Origin of the sequence: Allorhodopirellula solitaria (assembly GCF_007859855.1) — a bacterium.
GTDB classification, from domain to species: Bacteria; Planctomycetota; Planctomycetia; order Pirellulales; family Pirellulaceae; genus Rhodopirellula; species Rhodopirellula solitaria.
Genome location: NZ_SJPK01000006.1, coordinates 237,584 through 260,877, shown reverse-complemented (window position 1 = coordinate 260,877; position 23,294 = coordinate 237,584). Strand labels below are relative to the sequence as shown.

Below are 23,294 nucleotides of genomic sequence, written 5' to 3'. Positions count from 1 at the left end.
CGTTCTCCGATTCATCAAACGACCACTAGCGGTATCCTTGCCATGCCCACACCAGGGTATCGGCGAGGGTTTGCTTGAACACTTTCTTATCACAGTGGCGTGTTCCTTTGCTGAAGACAAAGCGATAGTCGTACCCCTTTGCCGCGAGCGCCTCTGCTGTCCGGTAGTTCGCCATGACCCAGTTGTGGTAGGTGTCAGCGGGGTCTTGGTTGCGGAGGTCGTTTTCAGAAACGTGCGTGAAGATGCGGAGCGGTTTCTTGTCGCTGTTCTCAATGAGTTTTTGACCGGAATGGTATTCCCATGCCCCGAGCGGGAAGTCAGCTTCCTCTGCGGCATCGCTGTCCTGTTGGTCAACGAACGTTCCCGAGTAGGTGATCAATCGGCGAAATAAGTCGGGACGGAACCACCCCATGGTCAGTGCAGCGGCACCACCGCTGCTGCACCCCATCACCGCCCGTCCATCCGGATCGTCTGTGATCGCGATGTTGGGGTACGCCGCGAGCACGTCGGGATGCTCAACAACAGCGGGCAAGACTTCTTCGTCAATGAACCGAGCCAAACGGTCCGACATCGTGTCGTACTCGAGCCCCCGCTGGCTGCCGTAGCTGTCGTCGCCTCCGTTCTCGACCGCGACAGCGATGAACGGCGGGAGTTGACGTTTGGTGTCTTGGGAAATCGTGAGATTATCGAGGGCGTTGCGGACGAGGTCAAATCGGGCCGGACCGTCGTGAACCACCAATACAGGGGCTTCGGTCCCGTCCTCGTACGCTGCGGGAATATAAACAAAAATCCTCCGTGCGACCCGCACCTTCTTCTTGGGATCGAGCGTGGAATCATCACCACGAAAAATTTTGCTCTCGGCCAATGGCATCTTGAATTCAAATGACTTGCCTTTGGGATTGCCCTGGTCTGTCAAATCAGGATCAGTGGAGTAATCGGGGCCGATCTCAAAATTGCCGTCGCCGACGAGATGTTCAGGCGTGGACTCGGCCGGGGCAGCGCTGCCGTCCTGGCCGGCGGCGTCGACCGTAGCGAGACAGAGAACGAGTCCGCTGAGTACCGGAGCAACGACTTTGTGAGTTAGGGTTCGCAGGGGGGCCGAAGACAGGATGATTCTCATGGTGCTTTCAATCTGAGCTAGGAAGGGCAATCGAACGTCGCCGCATTGTAGCCCCGCAGCTCGTCGTGTGGGTGGTCTGCTGGAAATCCGTTAGGCTGGCGGAGGCCGTCTTTTCCAATCACTTACCCCGCCCAATCGCATGACCATTCGCACACTCATCGCCGACTACCACAGCCGTTGCCACCGGGTCGCAATTCTTCGACTGCTTACCGAGTATGCCGCCGACCCAGCGATCGATGGCCCCGGTTTGCCCGCAGCGGTGCAGCGTAGGGTCGTGGATGAACTCGCCGCGCGAGAGCACGCGGTTTCGATCTTGGCGTTCGCCGATCAGGCCGATGGGCAATCCGCAGCGGTGGGCTTGATCAACGGATTCGAAACGTTTTCAACCTTCACCGCGATGCCCGTCCTCAATCTGCATGACGTCATGGTCACGAGTCACTGCCGAGGCCAAGGCGTGGGCAAACGATTGATTGCGGCAGCGACCGAATTGGCCCGGCAGCGCGGTTGCTGCAAAATGACCCTGGAAGTATATCGAGGGAATAAAGCTGCTGCCGGACTGTACCGCAGCTGTGACTTTCGCGATCCCACAACCAATCGAGACCTTGGCGAAACAATCTTTCTCAACAAAATCTTGTAGAAGCCGCCACGCGGCGATCGATCCCCGCAAGAACGGCGACAGACTTTCGTGGCAGGCTATATCCGGCGGTCGCTCGGTGAATCTTGTCCCGCGATGTCGGAGAACGGACACCCAACGGTAGCTTCAATTTGGGCGAGGGTACTCGCAAGGGTAGCTTGGGTTCGTGCCACCTGCACTTGTAAAGCGAGCAGTTCGCGGTACGTATCGATGAGATCGGCGAAGTCGGAGTTGTCCCCTTGGTAGTTCGCGTAGGTGATTTCGAGCGTTTGCTCGCTACGGGGAATCAACCGGTCATGGAGCAGGTCGAGTTGTTCGATCGCGGCGTCAGCGGCAGCGACTTGACGGCGCAGTTTGCCTCGCAATCGGTCGCGTTCAGCTTCGCGGCGATGAAGCGTGCTGCTTCTTGTATGGGCCGCTTGACGCATCCCGGAATTGATCTTGTCGCGCCATACCGGCAGCGTCACGCCGACACTGAAGTTGATGTTATCACGTCCATTCGCAACCGGACTGATAGCATCGACATTATCGCTGACGATGGCGTATCCGAGACCGAGCTGAAAGTCAGGGTACTGCTGCAAGCATGCCAATGATTCCTTGGCACGATCTCGTGCGATTTCGGCCGCCAGCCCTTGCAGGGTAGGGTTGCAGTGCTCGGCTCGCGCGATCAGTTCATCGAGTTGAGGGGTCGCCTCGGCACCCCCCAATTCCGTGAACGCGGTCGGCATCAGCGTCGTGGGCTGGCCCACGAGCGCGCCCAAGTCTGCGCGGGCCTGCTCCTTCTGACGACGCAGGGCAATGAACTGTTCACGCAGTCGATCATCTTCGAGTTCTGCTCGCAGAACGTCTTCTTGGTTGCCACCCGTTTGATAACGGGCGGAGGAAACCCTGACGAGGTCTTCGACAAGCCCTTGGTTTTCTTGCACGATTCGAATCAGCTCATCGGCGAGCCAGAGTTCGTAGTAGGCCAACCGCACGGATTGAGTGATCTCACGCTCGGCGCGAGCAACCTCTGCCATCGCCATCTGGACCTCCCTGGCCGCAACAACTCCGCGTGCGTCCAGCTTCGTCGGCCACGGTACCTTCTGGGACAGTGAGAATTGTTGGCCGTAGCGACCGCCAGCGGTTTGCAACGCCTGATCATGAATCGGCCAGAACGTTGTTCCCGCGATAGGGTCATCGAGCGCGGTTGCCTGCGGAATTTGATTCTGAGCGGCCGCGACGCGTTGACGTGCAGCCAGAATCGACGGGTGTGTGGCGTGCGCCGTCGCCGTCAACTCAGCCAACGACGTCGCAGTGTCGGAGTCAGGGAGAGGGGAATCCGAAGAAAGGAGCGCTCCGCCATCTTGGAATCCGCACATCCGGACGGTCGCGGGGTCCGGTCGCGTCATCGGAATCGGATTGCTCTGAAAGGGACTGAATTCGGTGTCCGGCTTGGCCGCTCCCCGACACCCAGCACACATCAGTGCGACGACTAGCAGCGATCGACGCGTGCCGCGGCGGCGATATCGGCTCGTTGTTTTCGACTGGACCATCGCGGATCTACCCATCAAACTATGCTTCCCAAAGGATTTGTCTTGAACTCTTTTCGGCATCCAGCCATAATCAGGGATACCTCCAAGGGGTAATTTCCCTCCGAATGCCACCCATGATCCACCGCTCGATCCGCATTGCCGTCATATATTCACTGGCCATCGCAACGATGGCTCAGCCGGTGTCTGCGTTCGCGTTGGCGCAACCCTGCTCGGTGGAGAAATGCAGGCATTCTTCGGCCTGTACGGGTTGCGGATGCTGCGCGGCGCCGCAGCGTGGCGACGCTGGTTGCTGCTACAGCAAGGTAGAAGCAAGTGACACAGCATGTTGTCACCCAACCTCCGATGCATCCGAGACCGGCGAGAACGCGAGTCGATTGCAGCAGCGCTGTACCTGTGGTCTCTCCACCCCACCGATGAGTCACACCAATCCAAGCGATTCGTTGTTGCGACTATCGTCACTGCGGCCGATCTCGACCGAGATTGTTGCTCGCCCCCATGCGCCGAAGTCGAGCAGGTGGGCTGCCGTAGAAATGCGGCCCCCGAGCTATCAGCATCACTTTTCTCAACGCCTCTTCTGCATCTGGCAGATCTAGCGCGCCCGGTAGGGGAGCGTGCGCGCTCTCCTCATTGACACGGCGAACCACGCGGCGCTCCCGGCGCATTGACTGGTTTGCGAATTGACCTTTCCTGGCTGGTGATTTCGTCGGCACAGGTCTATCTGCTTGCTCTCCCCTGTGCGCGTCACACGGGAAGCTACGTTTTGAAATTAGAAAACCGCGGCATCGACATGCGTTTCTCCGTCAGCTTGTTTGACAGGAAACCAAGCCGACAAACTTTGCTCTCATGCGGGGCAAGCCGATGGGGATCTGATTCCCACACTTTTCCATCTATCCAAATTTCGGTGAAACAATGAATGCTCGAGATGAACTACGCTCGCGCATGAGCAATCTGTCATGGCTCGGCAGATCGCTGGCACAAGCGGCCATCCTGGTCGCATCGGTGATCGGATGCCTCGTTCTGGTGGGCGCTGCCCAGCGTCTCGGTTGGATTCAAGTCGCTGGCGAAACGAACGCTACATCCGCCGAGCACGACCATGCAATCGAGTCGGCATTCACGTGCCCCATGCACCCGCAGATCCGTCAGGATGAACCTGGCGAATGTCCCATCTGCGGGATGAAGCTCGTCCCCACAAGCGGTGAGACGAAGACGAAACCGACATCTGAGCCCGAGAAATCCAATGGCCGCTATATCTGTCCGATGATGTGCACCCCGCCTTCGACCGAGCCAGGTCGTTGTCCGGTATGTGCGATGGAGTTGGTCAAAGCCACTGGCGGCGGCGGTGGTGATGGCAGATCGATCACCCTGGAACCCGCCGCCCGACGTTTGGCAGGAATCCGAACGGAGGCTGCTCAGCTCGGTCCGGTCTCGCAAACGATTCGCACGGTCGGTTCGATCGATTTTGACGAGAGTAAACTGGCAACGATCAGTGCCTATGTGAGTGGGCGGATCGAGAAACTCTACGCGGACTACATCGGCGTTCCTGTCGCCGAGAACGATGACCTCGCCAAGATATATAGCCCGGATCTGTACGCGTCCCAGGTCGAGTATCTATCGGCGACGGAAACGGATGCCCCGAGTCGATTGGGTCGATCGGCTAATCTCGCCGAACTTGCCAAAGACAAACTCATTGAACTTGGGTTGACCGAGGAACAGGTTGACGAGCTGCGATCACGGGGACGAGCCGACAGTCGCATCCGCATCCGTTCACCGATTCGCGGGACCGTGATCGATAAGTTCGCGGTGGAAGGCGATTATATCGAGACCGGTGACAAGCTCTACCGGATCGCTGACTTGTCGACAGTCTGGTTGATGCTTGATCTCTATCCCGACGATGCCGCTCGAATCCGTTTCGGCCAAAGAGTCGAGACGGAAGTGAATTCGATTGTGGGCGACGTGCATGTTGGTCGAGTCGCGTTCATCTCCCCGACGGTCGATGCGACCACTCGCACGGTTCAGGTGCGGGTAGAGATACTCAACCCCGACGGCAGTTTGAAGCCAGGAGACTATGCAACCGCACGTGTTTTCGTCCCGGCAATCCGCCAAGAGCAAATTTATGATCCGGTCCTGGCAAACAAGTACATCAGCCCGATGCATCCGCAGGTCATCCGCGATCAACCCGGCGCGTGTCCGCTATGTGGAATGGACTTAATTCCGACATCCGATCTCGGCTACGCGAGCACACCTCTTCCTGAGCAGGAGGTCGTCACCGTCCCCCGCAACGCGGTCTTGATGACGGGGGAAAACAGCGTTGTTTACGTTGAAACGGATCCGGGCAGGTTTGAGATTCGCCGTGTGGCCGTCGGGCCGATTACTGATGATCGAGCCGTCATCTTGAACGGAATCGAAGCGGATGAAATGGTGGCCACCAACGGGAACTTCTTAATTGACTCGCAGATGCAACTCGCTGGAAACCCATCTCTGATGGATCCCAGCAAGGCAGAGGAGAATTGATGCTTAACCTCATCATTCGATTTTGTGTCAAGGAACCCTGGTTGGTCATGCTCATGACCATCGGAGTCACCGTGTTCGGCTGGTACAGCTACAACACTGTGCCGATCGATGCGATACCCAACGTAGGTGAGAACCAAGTGATCGTGTTGACGCCGTGGCCGGGGCGTTCACCGAAAGACATTGAAGACCAAATCACCTATCCGCTGAGCGTTTCACTATCGGCGGTGCCGCACGCCAAGTCGGTTCGCGGTAAGAGTCTGTTCGGATCAAGTTTCGTCCAGGTCACGTTTGCCGATGATGTCGATTTCTACTGGGCGAGGAGCCGGGTGTCTGAGCAACTCGGGACGGTAGCGGCGCAGTTGCCTGCAGGGGTCACACCGCGTCTTGGTCCCGACGCGACCGGTCTCGGGCAAGTCTACTACTACGTTCTCGTTCCACCCGAGGAAGGCAGGAATCTAGCCGACCTCCGGAGCCTACAGGACTTTGTCGTCAAGTACGATCTCCAAGCCGTCGAAGGCGTCAGTGAGGTGGCGTCGATCGGTGGGTACGTTCGTCAATACCAAATCGAGGTGGACCCCGACAAGCTCCGGTTTCATGGCATCTCACTCGAAGAAGTCATTCAGGCCGTCCGCGGCAGCAATCTTGATGTGGGTGCCAAAACAGTTGAATCGGGCGGGATGGAGTTCATCGTTCGCGGCAAGGGTTTCTTGGGTAGCGATGGTGACGTGCAACAGGCGATCGCCGACATTGAAGATGCCGTGATCCTGCAGCGTGAGGGGGTGCCCGTCCGTATTCAGGACATCGCTGCGGTCCAACTCGGTCCAGACTTCCGACGTGGTGCACTCGATTACAACGGCGCCGAAGCCGTGGGTGGAGTCGTGGTGATGCGACACGGAGAGAATCCACGAGAGGTAATCGAACGAGTCAAAGCGAAGATCCAACAGATCGAGCCCGCACTCGATGGCGTGAAGATCCAAGGAATCTATGACCGCACCGGACTGATCAACGAAACGATCGCAACCCTATCGACTGCGTTGCGGGATGAGATCCTCATCACAGCTGTCGTGATTCTGTTGTTTCTATTGCACCTGCGGAGCAGTTTCATTGTAGCTGTCACGCTCCCGGTTGCCGTCCTACTCTCATTTATCGCGATGAACGTGTTGGGCGTCGGAGCGAACATTATGTCACTCGCTGGAATTGCGATCGCGATTGGCACAATGGTGGATATGGCCATTATCGTTAGCGAAAACATCTATCAGCACCTCGCCGAGCGAGAGAGTGCCGATGCACATGAACGCTCCACCGCTCCAAAGGAACGCAGTGAAATCATCTGCGAGGCAGCCATCGAAGTGGCTCCAGCGGTCGTGACCGCGGTAGCGACAACGATTGTCAGTTTCCTACCGGTTTTCTTTCTGACCGGTCGCGACTACAAACTTTTCGCGCCACTTGCGATGACGAAGACATTCGCGATCTCGGCCGCCTTGATCGCGACCTTGACAATCGTCCCCGCACTCAGTCGGCTGCTCTTGCGCAGCGCATCACACTCCCGGCGAAAGGCATGGACAGCGGGAGTTGCCGGAGGCTTCCTTTTCGGTGCGACCGCCTATTTCGTCTGGGGGCACCGGGTTGCCAGCGAGTGGGCGATGGCGCCGTCGGTCGCGATCGCTTCGCTGGCCGGCTTCGTGGTCGGCTGGGTACTGACCCGCGAACGGATCCGACCCCCGGAGCAGAACTGGGTCAGCCGCGGGATTGTCAGTTGCTATCGCCCCGTACTGCGGCTCGTCCTGCAGCACAAAGCCGCCTTCCTGACGCTGCCACTCGCAATCGTCTTGGCTGGGTTCGGCGGCTGGGTCGGTTTCCCAGCATTGCTCGCGCCGCTCGAGAAGGCCGCGCAAAAGCTAGGAGTGAGCCCCAACGAGCTGCCCGGCTACGTGGACTTCAAGCACACCTTCACGGGATTGAAATCCGATGACTGGATCGCACTGGATGAAGGGAGTTGGTTCTACATGCCCACCCTCTACCCAGCGGCCAGCTTCAGCCAGGCGATGCAAATCCTGCAGACGCAAGACGTCCTGATCGGCGAGATCCCCGAGGTCCAAGACGTGCTCGGGAAAATTGGACGGATCGATTCTGCGCTGGATCCCGCACCCGCTGCGATGGTCGAGACCTACGTGATGCTGAAACCCAAGCAAGAGTGGCGGGCGGGCGTGACATCGCAGGACATTTGGGACGAGATCAACCAAGTCGCGACCCTGCCAGGTGTCACCCCCGCATCGCCACTTCAACCGATCGAGGGCCGCGTGGTGATGCTGCAAAGCGGTATCAAGGCGTCCATGGCGATCCGCATCTATGGGGACGACCTCCACGAACTCGCCGACGCAGCTCTACAGGTCTCCGAGCAGCTAAAACAATCGGCTTTCATTCAATCAAACTCTGTCAATCCGGACATTGTACTCGGCAAGCCCTATCTCGAGTTCAGTGTGGATCGCGAGGCCGCCTCGCGGTACGGGATGACTGCCGAAAGGGTCAATCAGGTCATCGAGTCCGCTCTCGGAGGCGTGAATTTGATCACGACGGTGGAAGAACGCGAACGATACCCTGTCCGCCTTCGCTACAACCGCGACTTGCGAGAGCGTATCGATCAACTCGACCGATTGCCCGTGGTCGCCCCCAGCGGCGCGGTCGTGCCGCTGGGCGAGCTCGCACAGCTGACCACCACCTGGGGCCCCGGCGCGATCAATAGCGAGAACTCACGTTTGGTCGCCCATGTCTCATTTGCAACCACCGGCATCCAAGGTGACATCGAATCGATTTCGGCTATCGAAGAGGAGTTGTTGAATGCGCAATCGCTGCCACAGGACGATCCCAATCACTTGTCTTTACCGCCGGGCTATTCGCTCGAAGCCGTGGGGAGCTTCCGCAATCAGATTGAAGCCAATAACCGACTGATGTGGCTGGTCCCACTTGTCATCGGGATCAACCTCTTGATCATTTATCTGCAGTTCCGCCAAGTCCCCATCACCTTGGCGGTGTTCGCAGGAATTCCGGTGGCGTTCGGTGGCGGAATGATTTTACTGGCAATCGTGGGCGCGGAGATGAACACTGCGATTTGGGTGGGGTTCATTGCACTCTTTGGTATCGCCGTGGATGATGGGGTCGTGATGGCGACGTATCTCGACCAACTTTTCACTCGCCGGCGCCCGCAGACGGTCGCCGGCATTCGTGCAGCGACCATGGATGCTGGTGTGCGCCGTATTCGCCCCTGCCTCATGACAACCGCAACGACACTGGTCGCACTCGTGCCGGTACTGATTGCAACCGGCAGGGGAGCGGATGTTGCCCGAGCGATGGCATTGCCTGTATTTGGTGGGATGGCCGTGGAACTTGTCACGCTATTCGTAGTCCCCGTGGTGTATTGCGGATTCAAAGAGTTTCAGCTGCACATGGGGGCACTTGATCACCAGAACGCATCGCCAAGTCAACGTGACCATCGAGCAACATTGACAAGCTAGAATGACTGCAGGCGAGATCTTGCCAATCGTTTCTCTCCAATTCAGCACTCATCAGCGGAAGAAACCGTGAGGAGCGTTTCCCGGCCGCAAAACGCGACTGAGCCTACTGGCGTGGCTCAGTGAGCCAGCGGACGGCCCACTTGGAGAGAACTTGCTAAGTTGTATCGCTTTGTCATTTTTTGGGCTCATCCGCCGGAAGCGTGCGCCCGAGGTTTTCAAGGCATGGCTCCCGTATCGAAGGATTTATTTGTGGGATGTGATTATCAATGTTAGACTGGCACTGGCGGGAGAAACGCAGCCGAGCTCTGCAGAGGTGCGGGCTTGGCAAGGGATATCTCGGTCGCCAGCGTTTCCCTGCAAAAGCGGTACGCCAATGGTGTTGTCGGTCCCTGGCGAGCGTTTCTTCGTCACGGACGCATTTTTGAACGATCATTGGATACGAGAGCCATGCCTCAAAAAAACTTCCGCTGTGCTCTGCGCACGATTCCGTCGGATCAACCATTTTTTGCACCGAACGCTGCATACTTTTTCGCCAAGTTCCATTCATCTCCTGTGGTTCTGAAACTGCATTCGTTCCTATCCGCCACTATTACGTGTTTCCTTATCGAGTCTTTTGTCATGACGCTTGCATCGGTTCGTACCGTTCTTTTTCTAATGGTTTGCCTGCCGCTCGTAGCTGTCTCGATCGGCCATTCGCAAGACGCCGCGAGGCAGTGGACAGACTCCACTGGTCGCTTCAAGATTACCGGAACGCTGATCGAGGTCACCGGCGGCAACGCCATGATCAAGAACAGTGACGGCAAAACGATTCGTATTCCAATCTCCCGGCTCAGCGAACAAGACCAAGCATTCTTGAGCGGAGGCGACAATCCCTTTGAGATGGTCGATGAGGAGCCGACAAGCAGCAGTCCGACATCGGCCGACGCCGACGTGAACGCGGCGTTGTGGGCAACACCCCAGCCAGTGAACTGGGACGACGCGAATCAGTTCACGTCCATGGCCGGCGTTCAGTGGCAGGTCCCGGAGTCCGATGGCGGTCTGGGATGGGAACCCAAGCGAGCAGCACTCACGAAAAAATCGACCTTCCACGAGAACCTGCAACCGCTGGCGATCAACACCCAATCCAAACGTGCCGCCGTGGGAAATACCGTTTCGTTCGGTGTTCCTAAACCGCAAAGCAGACTATCGCTCGTCGATCTCGTGTCAGGAAAATCCATCCACGGCGGCCCGGTCGAAGGCCACATGCGGCCGCTGGCATTGCTCGACAATGGCAACTCCGTCTTGATGGTGGGCTGCAGCGACGACCGGGGTGGATACGAAAAGAAAAGCGAATTGCAGCTCTGGCGGTTTAATGGCAAGAAGGTTGTCCGTTCGGCAAGCTGGACGCCTTACCCCCAAGACAAAGACGGCGGGCGATCAGACGCGGACGTGCTCGCAGCCGAGGTGCTCAGTGGCAGTCGAGTGTTAACGATCAGCGACAAAGGCCACCTGGTGCTATGGGACCTGTCGAAGCGTAAACCGATTTGGCACGCTCGATTAAGTGAACGCAACTTTGCGATGAAGCTCTCAGCTGACCGAAAATTGCTAGCCGTTTTTGACGAGAAGACACTCATGGTTCTCAATCCTGAGACCGCCGAGATTCTTGGCAGTACCGCCTTACCTCCCAACACCGCAACGGGTTGGTGCCGGGTCGCCTGGAGTCCCAATGGCAAGCAGATCCTGTTGACGTCGATCGCAGATGTGCGAGTCATGGATACTCAAACAGGCCAATGGGCATTTGAGTTCACCCTCCCCGGCGGCCCCATCGCGACCAAGGCATTGAGTTTCCCCAACGAAGACTTTGCACTTTTGGACAACCGCTTGCTGATCGATCTGGAGAGCAAGATCCAGGTTTGTGAGTACCGAGGTGCTTCCCAGATCGAGACCATCGGAGGCACGTCGTTCATCGCCTTCCAGTCCAATGCAGGAGGCGTCTTGGCACCAGCCAAGTTCCCGCACCCCGCTGCAATCAAGATGCTCGAGCAGGCGCAAGAGGCCCCTTCACTGTTCCTACTGCATCCCGGAGTCGGCGTTTCCGTTGACGTCTCCGGGGTCACCGGCCAGTACCAAGAGGTCGCCAGAGAGGGAATCGAGAAGTCCGTGACAACTTCAGGTTATACGCTCGACAGTTCATCGCCGATTCAGATTGTTGCCTCGATCAGTGGCCCGAAACAAGAGGCAGTGGGCTATATCGCCGCCGGTTCCTACATCGTCAACAAATTCACGTCGTCCGTGAAGATACAGTGGAACGGCAAAGCACTCTGGTCGACCAATCGTTCCAATGTCCCTGGGGTCCTAATGACAAAACGTGGCCAAACGATGCAAGAAGCGCTCGATGAAGCAGGCAAGGCTCCCAATACGTCCATGTTCGCGGCACTCCGCTTCCCCGAGTTCATGCAAAAGCCCAGTGACAATCAAGCCGGCGGAAACCGTTCCAGCGCACTGATGTCGTCTCAGTTCACTTTGCAGGGTCTCGTCGATTCCAAATGACAATGGCTAATTTTGGTACTGGCGAATCGCCTTCCTGATCACTTCTTTCGCCGTCGTTGCATCAGAAAAGTCCCGGACCTCGACATTTTTCTTTTCAAGTGTTTTGTAGTCCATAAAAAACCGACGCACCATCTCCAAACGGTGTTTGGGCAGAGACTGCAGATCAGAAAATGCATTAAACTCGGCGTCGCCCACAGCCACGCCGATGATCTTGTGGTCGATTTTGCCTTCATCCACCATCGTCATCAGGCCGATAGGTCGCGTCTGCATGAGGGCGAGCGGGACAACAGGCTCCTGACACAGCACCAGCACGTCAAGCGGGTCGGAATCGTCGGCGAGTGTTTGGGGAATGAACCCATAGTTGGCCGGGTAGTGCACTGCCGAAAACAAAACTCGATCGACCTTCAGCAGACCGCTGTCTTTGTCGAGTTCATATTTTACTTTACCGTCTCGCGGAATCTCAACGATGACATTGACGACGTCCGGTGCATTCGCACCAGGGGAAACGCCATGCCACGGATGTGAGGTAATTGTATTTCTCGGATCCATCGTCGTTCTCGCTCTGAATTGCGGGTATCACTCTGGTTGTGCGTCGGGCCTGCAACTCACCTGCTGACGTTAGAGATCCGATTCCGCAGTAAGCGACGGTTTCCGGTTCATCCGAGGGAAGCGTGCGCAGAGCCCAGCGGAAGGTTTTTTGAGGCATGGCTCTCGTATCCAATGATCGTTCAAAAATGCGTCCCTGACGAACAAACGCTCGCCAGGGACCGACAACACCATTGGCGTACCGCTTTTGCAGGGAAACGCTGGCGACCGAGATATCCCTTGCCAAGCCTGCACCTCTGCAGAGCTCGGATCCGTCTCTCCCGGCAGTGCCAGTCTAACATTGATAATCACATCCCACAAATAAATCCTTCGATACTGGAGCCATGCCTCGAAAACCTCGCGCGCACGCTTCCGTCGGATGAACCCGATTTCCTGACAACACGATTGTACACTTCAGCTACCGACAAGTTGGTAGGCCACCATTCCAACTGTCGCTAATGCCAATAAGATTGCTATCCCTGCCACCAAGCCGTCCTTCGCTAACAAAGCAACCGCGAACGCAACGATTGCGGCCCCCGCAACATTGGCGCTGAAAGGAATCAACTCAAGAATCGGCGTCGTCATCGCGACGAGGACGCAGGCAACGGCTAACATTGACGCTCCCGCATGATTGATGATCGCCTGATATCTAGGTTTGGTAATGCGGTCAACCCAACGCGCAGGCATGCGTACCCAGGACACCATTGTCTTTGCTCGTTCCGCCGTCAATCTCCTGCGTTCGATCCAGTTTGGAATCCACAGATGCTCGCGATGTAGCACGATCTGGCCCGCTACGATAATGACTAGCAAGCCGAGGATTACTGGCACACCCGGAATGTCTGCGGGCCCAGGCACCAACATAACCACGCCAATCAGAAGCAGGAGTGGTGCGAAAGAGTCCTGACCGAGAAAATCCATTACATCCCCCAGTGTCACCGGATCATGTTGATCCGCTGCATCGTCGATCTCGTTGAGAATGTTTTCTGTAGGATGTTGTGTTGAAGTGGACATCTTGATTGACCGCGGTACCCGATTGTTTCCCGGCGTTGCAGCTACGCCTGCTTCGATACTCTGAATTCTGACCCAGGTTCGACCCGGCGCGCGGATCCCACCACGCCCCGGTTCGGGTCTGGAATCAAGATTCAAACACGGGCCGCCGCCGTATTGATCGACGACTCAGCAACTTCCGTGAGTTTCTTGTCGGCGTCGCCTTCCTCTTGCAACGTCTGCTGCAATAGGTCCGCGACGTCCGATCGGCCGCAGCGCTGTGCGAAGTTCCTCGCCGAACCGTAGCCGGCCATTTCGTAGTGTTCGACCCGCTGCGCTGCCGCGATCAAAGCGGCATCCTTGATAGCCGGGTCGCCCTTGGAATCGATCATCTCTTCACCCTCCTTGATCAATCCCTTCATCGCCTCACAGGACTCCCGCTTGGCGGATTCATCGAGAAGCTGAAACGCCTGCTCCAGACGATTGACATGTCCTTTGGTTTCTCGCAGATGGCTCTGAAACGCCTTCTTCAATTGCGGCGATGATGCTGCATCGGCCATCTTTGGAAGCGCATCGATCAAGCGGTGCTCTGCGTCATACAGGTCCTTCATTTGGTCAACGAGCAAGCATTCGAGTGAGTCAGACTGGGCACTGGTAAAGAGTCCCATCTGTAATCTCCTAGGTAGTGGATCGTTCGAGTAAACCTGCTCGCTTCGGTGCAAATGAAATGCCACAGGACCAGTAGCGAACCGGCTACACCTGGTCGGCGTCGACATCCTACCGAAGCTGCCACATAGTTTCTGGAGCCGCGTTGCCCCCTTCTTCTCGTGATCCAGCCCAGAGAACGGTGGGTACGCTGTGGGGTGAGACGAACGAGAAACTAGCCGGATCGGCAAACGCCCCCCCCGGCATGTCATTTGCTGTTCACTCTCGATTTGATGGCCGCCAACTCGCTCCCACCGCCCACACGAATCCCCGTCATGAAGTTCCTCAAGCAGACGTTTTCCGAATTTTCAAGCGACAACTGCACCACGCTGGCCGCAGCGTTGGCTTACTACACCGCCTTCGCTCTACCACCGCTGCTTTTCCTGCTGTTGACGCTCTTAACCTTGGGTATGTCGACAGTCTATGAGAGCGAGCAAGCGGAAGCAAAAGCACAGGAAACGATTACAGAACAGGCGTCGCAAATGATTGGAAACGAAGCGATCAGCGACGAAATCGCTACCATCCTGGAGAACAACGACAAGGCGGGCGGCAAATGGTGGAAAACGCTGATCAGTTTCGCGGGTATCATTATCGGAGCCACCGGAGTGGTCGCTGCATTGCAGGCGTCGCTCAATAGCGTTTGGGAAGTCAAACCAGATCCGGAGGAAACAGGAATCAAAGATATCATTTGGAAGCGAATCTTTTCGTTCGGCATGATCCTCGGATTGGCGTTTCTGCTGCTGGTTTCTCTGGCCGTTTCATCGGTGTTAGCAGGCGTCGGAGATCGAGTCGGCTCGATGGTCGGGATGTCGGGGTTCGCAGCCACGCTGGTCAACTTCGTCGTTCAAGCTGTCGTCGTGTTCATCGTGTTTGCTGCGATCTTCAAGTTCATGCCCGATGCGGAGGTCGGGTGGAAAGATGTTGGGGTAGGCGCAGCGATAACAACGGCACTGTTTTTGGTCGGGCGATTCGCTATGCAAATCTACTTCCAAATCAGCGAACCGGGAGCCCAGCTTGGTTCGGCCGCCGCATCCCTGGCCGTGCTGCTGGCGTGGGTCTATTACACGGCGATCATCGTGCTGCTCGGCGCGGAAGCCACACAGGTGTATGCATCGTTGTACGGAAGTGGAATCCGGCCAGAAGACCACGCGGTGAAGGTGGAGGAGCGGATTCGGCGTTCCGAATCCGGCCGTGTGCATGACTAGATCTTCGCCGCGTTTTAAATTGGCACCGGACAAGTCGCGTCTTTCCTGGGTGGGCGCACGGGAATCGCTCGTGGCGTGATATCGGCACGGTCGAAAGTAGAGTTCACGGCGTCAATGGCCCGCTCAAACGATGCTCGTCGCGGTCGGTTGCCTCCTTGATTTCCTCCAGGCAAGAAGGCGGCAACAAATCCAGCTCCACGCAGTATCGAGCAGCCTCCACGCTGTCACCGATCGCGAACATGGGGACGCCCGCAGCCCCCGCCTGCCTCATGTATCGCACAACCTCCTCATCGTGCGTGCTATCCGACAGCGGGTCGATATCGCGGATGAAGATGGCCTTTATTTGTGAACCAAACTCTTCCGCAGCGGCGGCATACAGACGCGCGTCTTCTTGACCCGAATCGCCTGACAACACAAACGGCAATCCCGGAAACTGCCGCAACAGCCGACGAGCTTTCGCTAGCTTGTGATCATGGCCGTTCTTGAAGAATTTGTCCTCTTCGAATCCTAAATCTCGCAGTAGAATTGGGCCGTCCGGTATCGCATTGATCTCAATGAAGTCCGCGAGAAGGTCGTAGAGGTTCCAGGGTGAGCTGCTCACATAGAAAATCGGATTCGTGCGTTCACACTCTGGCGAGAGGTTTGGATCCCCACAGCTGCCGACATGCTGCAATGCCTCGTACCAACTCGCGATGCCGGGCAGAGGTGCTCTCGTTCGGGCATTCGCGAAGAATGTCAGCTTCGCCATCGTCCCGAGACTCGTGGCGCCCGTGTGCATAATCGTATCGTCGACATCACTGATCAACGCAAAGCGCGCCCTCTCTGGCGCCGTCATCACATTACACTGCGTCGCAGACTCGATCGTCGGTTTGTGCAGATGATCGGCGAGACAGAGGGCCGCTTCCGACCAAAATGGCAATTCCCCACCGATCTCGTCCCGCGCGAGCGTCACGCGAAAATAGCCTTCGGCGTCACTGACGGTGTGCCCTGTCGCATTTCCCATGCGGGCAAGCACAGTGACACCAGGGACTTCGTCGCTGGCGAACCGCTGAATAGTAGCTGCCAGATCGTGCCACCAGCGATCGTCGCGAAGCCTGGCGTCCAACAATGGATTGGTTAGCACGCGACCATGAAGATGCACGGTGTCTGCGGTGGCGTACCCGTTGTACGGTTGAATCGCAGGGCGGCCTGAGCGTCCGAAGCGTTTGCGGAGACGACGAATTTGCGTATCGGCAAAATCGTCTACTGACGACGCGGAGCGAGTTAGCAAAGACGCGAGTTCTTTGCGCCAGGATGGCTCGGTCGAATTGTCGCTCATGTCGGTGTCTCTCTCAGGTCGGATCCAGTCGTCAGTGCCAGCGATATGCTGATACTAGCGACCAGCGTTCGTGAAATAAACCATTCGGTCAAATGGAGAACGACAACAACGCTATGCTGCCCGCGCTTCAGAAGCCATACGGAGCAACCGCGGCGGCGGCATCGATTTCCTCACTCAACGGTTTTCTCAGAATCGAAAGGGTGTCATCGCGGATATCAAACTGGAGTAGCCCCATCCTCGCAAAGGCGTTTAACCAAGACTCCATCGGCCAGACGCCCCACTTCTCGCGAAATTGCATCGCGTTTCGCACGATCGCATCAAAGTGGTTCAGGGGTGGTTTGCAAACCTTGTGGTGCTGGTGATAGGCCACCGCTCCTAGAAAACCGAACGATACGCCCGCGTGTCTCGCTGCGAAAGCGAAATCAGTATCCTCGCCGCCGTAACCATCGAACGAGCCATCAAACCCACCGATCTGCTGAAACGTAGACTTCCTGATCGCGAAACACAACGACCAGAACATCTCGTAGTGCTCTGACGGTTGCCGTTCTCCTTCATCCAAATCGGGTTGGAGCGGATGCGGGCGCGCTAGCAGCGACAGGTCGTCCATCTTCCATTGCCCATCGGTTGCGTTCGCTGGTAGATAGCGAGCACTTCCCATCCATAAACGATCATCATCTCGCAGCGCAGACTGGAACCTATCGATCATGGATGCCGAAGGGATACAATCGACGTCCAAGAAAACGATTGACTCACTGCGGCTGAACTCCGCCGCGCGATTGCGTGCCTCCGCGAGCGGCAAACTTGTCCCATTACCATCCACCCGTGCGGTGCGAACAGGGAATGCCGTTGTCTTGGGAAGATCGACGTCTTGATCCATTCCGACCACGACCCACTCGTCAGGTGTGCAATTGGATTGCAGCAGCCCTCGCAGTTGGTTTTCAAGGTGTGTTCACCCGCGAGGAGAACTCCGAACGCAACAGCGCTGATCGCTAGCCCCGGCCTTGCCTCGATCGTGACCGATCATCCCACATCTTTCACTGTGGAAACGCATTGCCGAAAGACGGTGTGCACAGTTTCTTCACACTAGCAGAAGGCTTCGGGTAACCGAATCTTCACGGAGCCTGGCGTGCTCGTGAAGCTTTGAAGAAGAACGGCGTACTTCGCCTCGAGAGCTCTGGACGATCATTTTGCCACTCGTTTCAATCAGCAACGTCGAGCGACGTCACGTTGATTCGCTCGGCACGATAGCGGGAAAACTCTCTCGCTACGTGACCTTCAATCTTCTAGTAGTTGCAGAGGAGAATCGATGATGAAATATGTCAGCGCCGCGCGTCCGCAGAGGAGACGTTGGGCAACCAATCCAAACGCTTTTACGTTGGTGGAACTGCTCGTGGTGATCGCGATCATTGGAGTTCTGGTCGGCCTCCTGCTACCGGCCGTTCAGGCGGCCCGGGAGGCAGCACGCCGTATGCAGTGTTCGAACAAGTTGAAACAGATGGGCCTGGCCACGCTTAACTTTGAAAGTGCCTATCGAAAACTCCCTGAAGGCCCGATCGACGGTGATCGCAACGCGGTGGAATATCCGAGTGAAGCACCAACGACTGAAGGTCATCCCAAGAACGACGTTTGCTGCCGAGCATCGACCCGACGCGGGTGGAGCGCTCAGTACAAGATCTTACCTTTCATGGAAGGCAACAACATCTATGAAATGGGTCGAGATGATCCTCCCTTCTGGGGAACGATATCTGGCAATGGCAATGAAAATGAGGTCGCCCAACAACTCGTGTCCGGTTTCTATTGCCCCTCGCGGCGATCGCCGAAGGGTTACGGCAGCTCTCGATTCGGCCGTACTGACTACGCCGGCAGTGCAGGTTTCTACCATGGCCGCCCTGATTCACGGGTCGACTTCATTCCCGAAGCTCCCCTCGGTGCGCCAGCCGAGGGAACACGAACAGCTCCCAACGGTGGGCTGGCTCCGCAAAGAGGCGGAGCAATTATCTGGCCCGGCGAAGGCGACAAACGGACCCTGGCAGATCTGACCGATGGCACCACCATGTCGCTCCTTTTTAGCGAGAAATCGCTACACCCAAGTCAACACGGTTTGGATGGTGGAGACAACGAGCGCTGGAACAACGCCGGATGGGATGAATGTGTCCTCCGGTGGCATTTTCCGCCACGTGCTGACCAACAAACCTATGTCGCCGAAGACCCTAGCCATACGAATTGGAATCGCTACTTCGGTGGCCCCCACACGGGAGGTCTGAACGCAGCGTTTTGCGACGGTTCCGTTCGGTTCTACTCGTTCTCAGTCGACGCGATCGTCTGGAAACAACTCTGTCTAATCAATGATGGCGAAGTCATTGACGAGGGAAAACTCTAATGAAATCCACGACTCAAAAACGACGAATCTATTGGTTGCTGCTCACGATCGGCTGTGCCGTGACATGCGGCTGCGGCGGGCCCGAGCCACCTCCTGCACTCGACGATGCCGTGCAACAGGAGATCGTAGAGCATGATGAAATGGTGAGCGACCAGGAATCGAGTATGTAGGCCTAATCGCCATTTGATATTCGTACCATTAAGACGCCACTTTTAACCGAAGTGGCGTTATTTGCATTCCAATGCTACCCATCTCTCTTACCATCGCCTCCTGGAGACCACGCTCTCAATGACTACTCTATTCAAAACTGGCTACGCACTTCCGACCGCCTTGCTGATCATCCCGTTCCTTACGATGGGCTGCGACTCGACCCCCGGTGTCGATCGATCCCAGTTGATCATTAACAAACCATCGAAGATCGAGGGATCGCCTGACGTCCCGGAATACTCGGTCTGGCGACCGTTCTTCGTCACCGATGCTGGCGACGTATCATCCGGAACGACTGTTGGCACCGCATTCTTAGCCCAGCTCCCGGATAGCGATAACTCCTACTTGGTAACCGCATCGCATCTACTAGGACCTACAACTGGACTGACTCGAGATATCAGTCCGAATGAGTGGGGCACTGCAATCAAATCGGCCTCCGTCGGCGATGCTTTCGGTGCCACCGACGCGGTCAAACAGCTGGGTCGCCCATTGACTCCAGCGGACGCAAAACAGAACGAGCTGAAGTGGCTCGATCTTGACATCATTGTTTTTGACAAAGGGAAATCGTTGAAAGGAAATCCCTTGCAATTCTCAAACGAAACCATCCAGGTCGGCCAGCGTCTGTGGATGGCGACGGCGCTATTTGAAGGAGCCTCGCCCAGCCAGAAATGTCACGAGGTAAAAGTCGTGGATGTCGACTCATCAGGCTCGATCCGGTACGCGTTTGAGAACCCCAAGGTCTCCTTCCGGGCAACGGATGGCGCTCCCCTGCTGTTTGACTCCGGAGCGATTGCAGGCATCCATCTCCGCGGCCAAACGATCGAGTCCGGACCTGTGGGGTCCGGGCTCGATAGCAAAGCATTGCAATCTGCCTTGCAGGAACTTGCCGGGCAAACGACCACCTCGGCTAAGGGGGCTGTCTCTGCTAGGGGCCTTGCCACGTCCGCACGTTTCGCTTCCCAGCTTTAAGCTCGGACAGACGCCTCTGCAGGAACTCGTGTGACAACTCGACAGCTCGCTCTCGATCCTGTTGATCGTCATCCCAAAACTCCTGCACGATGGCTTCACATTTCGGGAAGTGATCACCATGGTCATCCACGCGTTTGCGAAGCTCGACCAAACGCTGTTTCAAATCCTGAACGAGCGTTTCGTTCTCCGGATCATCGATAACGTTGCGTGTTTCCTTCGGATCGTTTTCGAGATCGTAGAGTTCCCAGCCGGGCGGCGTCTGATAGCCACCGTCGTAATTGCATCCGTAATAGTAAATGAGTTTGTGAGTTTTGGTACGAATGCCTAGGTGCGCCGGATTGTCGTGGTGGGCCATATGCATCCAATAGCGATAGTAAGCTTCCTGCTTCCAGTCGGCGGGCTCTTCACCAGTTTCCAGCAATGAGCGAAACGACTTGCCTTGCACAGTGTCCGGGACGTTCGCTCCGGCAAAATCAAGCATCATGGGACCGTAATCGACGTTTTCGACAATCGCGTCAAGTCGCTGACCTGCGGGGATCGATTTCGGATAACGCACGAGAAACGGCATCCGCTGAGATTCCTCGTACATCCAGCGTTTGTCTTGGTAGTCGTGCTCGCCCAACATGAATCCCTGATCACCGGTGTAGACAATCAGCGTATTGTCCATTTGGCCCGATTCCTCGAGGTAGTCAAAAAGACGGCCTAAGTTATCGTCAATCCCCTTCACACAGCGGAGGTACTTCCGCAGGTAGGCGTTGTAGGCCAGACGCGTATTGCTTTCATCACTACCCTCACTGGGATCGAAATTCTCTGGGAATTCCTCTGGATAGAGTTCGGGCAAATCGCCCAGGTAGGAGCGTCGCGGATTGCGACCACCAATGGACGTCCCAATGTGCGGGATCAATTCGTCATTGGCGCCGCGGGTAGCGATGGATCCAAATTTAGGATCCCGTTCCCATAGCGTGTCGGGTTCGGGGATTTCAACATCCCGTAGGTAACTTTGGTATCGCGGCGCGTTGTCAAAGTAGTCGTGCGGCGCCTTGAAATGATGCATTAAGAAAAACGGCTTGCTTTGGTCCCGTTCCTTGTTTAGCCAACGCAGGGTGAGGTCGGTGATGGCATCGGTGACATGCATGCCGCCGAAGCGAATCGTGTTCTTGCCCCAGGGTTGGTCGCCGCGAATACGGAATTCAGGATCATGATACTTGCCTTGTCCCGGAAGTACGCAGTAGTAGTCAAAATCAGCCGGCTCATCCTTGAGGTGCCACTTGCCGATCATCGCCGTCTCGTAGCCTGCCTTCTTCATCTCAATTGCGAGCATCTGCTTGCCCGGAGGGACACGGCCCGCCAGATCAAAGGCGCCGTTGGTGTGATCGTACTGGCCGGTCAACACGCACGCTCGTGAAGGTGAGCAGATCGAGTTCGTGCAGAACGCATTGTTCAACAAGGCGCCTTCGCGCGCAAGTCGATCGATATGGGGAGTGGGTGCGACCTCTGCCAGACGACTTCCATATGCAGAGATTGCTTCCGCTGCATGATCATCCGACATGATAAACAAGATGTTCGGTCGGTCCGCTGCCGCCACGACCGTCGGCATCGCCGACAACGTTGCCATTACTACGGCGAGAACCAGCGTTGTTCTCAGATACCTGTGAGCGTCGAAATTCATAAGGCCTTCTCTCAATGTCATCGAAAAAGGTTAAGCAATCAGTTCCGGAATGAGCTCCCCACCAAACTGGGATAGCTGTTTGTACCGACCGGCGTGAAAGTAAGTCAGTTTATTGTCATCCAATCCAAGTAAATGTAGCAGGGTCACATGCAGATCGCGAATCGGATGAACGCACTCGACAGCCTTCGAACCGACTTCATCGGTTGCCCCAACCACGCCAGGTTTCACCCCGCCGCCAGCAAAGACCATGCTCATCGCTTCGTTGTTATGCCCGCGACCGAGCGAGTAGACACCACCGCGTTTATTGTTGTCGGGAGTTCGGCCAAACTCGCCGGTCCAGATCACGAGCGTGTCTTCGAGCATCCCACGCTGTTTCAGATCTCGAATCAGGGCAGCGATAGGCTTATCGACGCTCTTGATTCGCGACGTATGACCTCGCTCGAGGTAGTCATGGCTATCCCAACCTCCGCTGAAGATTTGCACGAAGCGGACACCACTCTCGACGAGTCGGCGCGCCATCAGACATTGTCGCCCGAATCCCTGCGTGTCCGGATCGTCGAGCCCATACATTTGATGCGTTTGCTCCGATTCACGCGATAGATCGACCACACTGGGGACCTCAGTCTGCATGCGAAACGCGAGTTCGTAGTTCTCCATTCTCGCTAGCAGCTTCTCATCATCGGCGCCGAGTGAATCCAAATGCGATCGATTGAGCATAGCGAGTTCATCGAGGGCGCGGCGCTGATGTTCACGAGACTTGAAGTTCGGGGGCGCAAGATCGAGAACAGGCGATCCCGCCGGACGTAGCCGCGTGCCTTGATAATAAGGAGGCAGAAACCCGTTGCTCCAATTCGTCGGACCGCCCTGAGGCAGTGCCAACTCCGTCATCACGACGTAACCCGGAAGATTCTGGTTTTCTGTGCCCAGACCATAGGTCGCCCACGATCCCAACGCCGGGTCGCCACCGAGCCGGCTTCCAGTGTTCATATGGAACAAGGCTTCGGGATGATTCAGCGATTCCGCTTGACAGCCACGGTAGTTACACAGTTCATCGGCAACAAACGGATCCGCCAGGTGTTTCCACTGGTCACACATCTCGATGCCATTATTTCCCGCTTTGCGAAACTGGAACGGACTGCCGACAAAGAACTTGAATCCCGTTTCCTGACCACCGGTCAGCTTCGACTCTTGCTTGTGAAGTCGCGTCAACTCAGGCTTCGGGTCGAACGTATCCATGTGGCCAGGACCTCCCTCCATGAACAGCATAATGACGTTCTTAGCTCGCGGAGTGTGCATCGGCGGCTTCGGCGTCAGCGGGCCCGGAGCCGCTGCCTGTTCTCCGGCCAATAGATCGGTCAGGGCGAGAGACCCGAGACTGGCTCCGAGGCCATACAAAAACGATCGGCGAGTGGGGTCGAGCATAATAAA

General features: G+C 56.6%; 16 protein-coding genes and 1 pseudogene. 8 read left to right on the top strand and 9 right to left on the bottom strand.

What is annotated here, in order from left to right; genetic code table 11:
- Positions 1-25 precede the first annotated feature (25 nt).
- On the bottom strand, positions 26-1,120 hold the full coding sequence (locus CA85_RS14025) for an alpha/beta hydrolase (protein WP_146391954.1): 1,095 nt from the start codon (positions 1,118-1,120) through the stop codon (positions 26-28).
- A 139-nt stretch (positions 1,121-1,259) separates the two neighbouring features.
- On the opposite strand from CA85_RS14025, the gene CA85_RS14020 reads away from it, so the two are divergent.
- Complete coding sequence (locus tag CA85_RS14020) at positions 1,260-1,757, top strand: GNAT family N-acetyltransferase (RefSeq protein ID WP_146391953.1); 498 nt, start codon at positions 1,260-1,262, stop codon at positions 1,755-1,757.
- 56 nt (positions 1,758-1,813) lie between these two features.
- On the opposite strand, the gene CA85_RS14015 is transcribed toward CA85_RS14020, so the two are convergent.
- The gene (locus CA85_RS14015) at positions 1,814-3,289 is read right to left on the bottom strand and encodes a TolC family protein (RefSeq protein ID WP_246112791.1); all 1,476 of its coding nucleotides are present in this window, start codon (positions 3,287-3,289) and stop codon (positions 1,814-1,816) included.
- 1,122 nt (positions 3,290-4,411) lie between these two features.
- Here CA85_RS14015 and CA85_RS14010 point away from each other — a divergent pair.
- From CA85_RS14010 to CA85_RS14000, 3 genes and pseudogenes are all read left to right on the top strand, one after another.
- Positions 4,412-5,788, top strand: a pseudogene (locus CA85_RS14010) (efflux RND transporter periplasmic adaptor subunit); the annotation flags it as partial.
- Positions 5,789-5,799: 11 nt separating this feature from the next.
- A complete protein-coding gene (locus tag CA85_RS14005; RefSeq protein WP_146391950.1) occupies positions 5,800-9,312 on the top strand; it encodes an efflux RND transporter permease subunit in 3,513 nt (1,170 codons plus the stop codon).
- A gap of 618 nt (positions 9,313-9,930) precedes the next feature.
- Positions 9,931-11,841: an SHD1 domain-containing protein gene (locus tag CA85_RS14000; RefSeq protein WP_186774941.1), complete on the top strand. Its 1,911-nt coding sequence runs from the start codon at positions 9,931-9,933 to the stop codon at positions 11,839-11,841.
- A 6-nt stretch (positions 11,842-11,847) separates the two neighbouring features.
- Here CA85_RS14000 and CA85_RS13995 read toward each other — a convergent pair whose 3' ends face one another.
- The 3 genes from CA85_RS13995 to CA85_RS13985 form a co-directional block, all read right to left on the bottom strand.
- On the bottom strand, positions 11,848-12,390 hold the full coding sequence (locus CA85_RS13995) for an inorganic diphosphatase (RefSeq protein ID WP_146391948.1): 543 nt from the start codon (positions 12,388-12,390) through the stop codon (positions 11,848-11,850).
- Between the two features lie 450 nt (positions 12,391-12,840).
- Positions 12,841-13,437 carry an exopolysaccharide biosynthesis protein gene (locus tag CA85_RS13990; RefSeq protein ID WP_146391947.1) on the bottom strand — a complete coding sequence of 199 codons (597 nt, stop codon included), beginning with the start codon at positions 13,435-13,437 and terminating at the stop codon, positions 12,841-12,843.
- A 131-nt stretch (positions 13,438-13,568) separates the two neighbouring features.
- Positions 13,569-14,081, bottom strand: a complete 513-nt coding sequence (locus CA85_RS13985; RefSeq protein ID WP_146391946.1) for a ferritin-like domain-containing protein — start codon at positions 14,079-14,081, stop codon at positions 13,569-13,571.
- A gap of 312 nt (positions 14,082-14,393) precedes the next feature.
- On the opposite strand from CA85_RS13985, the gene CA85_RS13980 reads away from it, so the two are divergent.
- A complete protein-coding gene (locus tag CA85_RS13980; RefSeq protein WP_146391945.1) occupies positions 14,394-15,323 on the top strand; it encodes a YihY/virulence factor BrkB family protein in 930 nt (309 codons plus the stop codon).
- Positions 15,324-15,426: 103 nt separating this feature from the next.
- Here the strand turns inward: CA85_RS13980 and CA85_RS13975 are convergent, their stop codons facing one another.
- Both CA85_RS13975 and CA85_RS13970 read right to left on the bottom strand, forming a co-directional pair.
- Positions 15,427-16,641: an App1 family protein gene (locus tag CA85_RS13975; protein ID WP_146391944.1), complete on the bottom strand. Its 1,215-nt coding sequence runs from the start codon at positions 16,639-16,641 to the stop codon at positions 15,427-15,429.
- 127 nt (positions 16,642-16,768) lie between these two features.
- Positions 16,769-17,518 carry a glycosyltransferase family 2 protein gene (locus tag CA85_RS13970; RefSeq protein WP_146391943.1) on the bottom strand — a complete coding sequence of 250 codons (750 nt, stop codon included), beginning with the start codon at positions 17,516-17,518 and terminating at the stop codon, positions 16,769-16,771.
- Between the two features lie 432 nt (positions 17,519-17,950).
- On the opposite strand from CA85_RS13970, the gene CA85_RS13965 reads away from it, so the two are divergent.
- The 3 genes from CA85_RS13965 (at position 17,951) to CA85_RS24945 (ending at position 20,197) form a co-directional block, all read left to right on the top strand.
- Complete coding sequence (locus CA85_RS13965) at positions 17,951-19,021, top strand: DUF1559 family PulG-like putative transporter (RefSeq protein WP_407921395.1); 1,071 nt, start codon at positions 17,951-17,953, stop codon at positions 19,019-19,021.
- Positions 19,021-19,191 (top strand): hypothetical protein, encoded by a 171-nt coding sequence (locus CA85_RS24950; RefSeq protein WP_186774940.1) that lies wholly within the window; start codon positions 19,021-19,023, stop codon positions 19,189-19,191. Before CA85_RS13965 ends, CA85_RS24950 begins: the two co-directional genes overlap by 1 nt.
- Before the next feature lie 118 nt (positions 19,192-19,309).
- On the top strand, positions 19,310-20,197 hold the full coding sequence (locus tag CA85_RS24945) for a hypothetical protein (protein ID WP_186774939.1): 888 nt from the start codon (positions 19,310-19,312) through the stop codon (positions 20,195-20,197).
- Here CA85_RS24945 and CA85_RS13955 read toward each other — a convergent pair.
- Complete coding sequence (locus CA85_RS13955; protein ID WP_246112789.1) at positions 20,154-21,866, bottom strand: sulfatase family protein; 1,713 nt, start codon at positions 21,864-21,866, stop codon at positions 20,154-20,156. The genes CA85_RS24945 and CA85_RS13955 overlap by 44 nt on opposite strands.
- 30 nt (positions 21,867-21,896) lie before the next feature.
- Positions 21,897-23,288: a DUF1501 domain-containing protein gene (locus CA85_RS13950; protein WP_146391940.1), complete on the bottom strand. Its 1,392-nt coding sequence runs from the start codon at positions 23,286-23,288 to the stop codon at positions 21,897-21,899.
- Positions 23,289-23,294: the final 6 nt, after the last annotated feature.